Genomic DNA, 318 nt, shown 5'->3' with positions numbered 1-318 from the left:
CGCAGTGACGACCGTGACCGCGGTCCCCGTCGGGACGGAGACCGTCCCCCCTACCGCCGCGACGACCGCGATGACCGTGGCGGATTCCGGCGCGACGACCGCCGGGGCGACGATCGCGGTGGTTTCCGTGGGCGTGATGACAGTCGTGGCGACAACCGTGGTGATCGTGGCGGCTTCCGTCGTGATGACAGCCGTGGTGGCAGTGATCGTGGTGGTAATGACCGTGGTGGTAACGGTGGCTATGGTCGGCGTGATGACCGTCGGGAAGGCGATCGTGGACCGCGTCCGGCGTTCCGTCGGGACGACCGTCCAAGCGGG

General features: G+C 68.9%; 1 protein-coding gene. It reads left to right on the top strand.

The annotated features are described in order from the left end of the window. Positions 1–13: 13 nt before the first annotated feature. A partial coding sequence (locus IG08_RS0153495; protein WP_420823331.1) for a hypothetical protein occupies positions 14–318 on the top strand: 305 nt, incomplete at its 3' end.

This window comes from Streptomyces fulvoviolaceus (genome assembly GCF_000718165.1).
Taxonomy (GTDB): domain Bacteria; phylum Actinomycetota; class Actinomycetes; order Streptomycetales; family Streptomycetaceae; genus Streptomyces; species Streptomyces fulvoviolaceus.
This window is presented reverse-complemented; position numbering and strand designations above follow the sequence as displayed.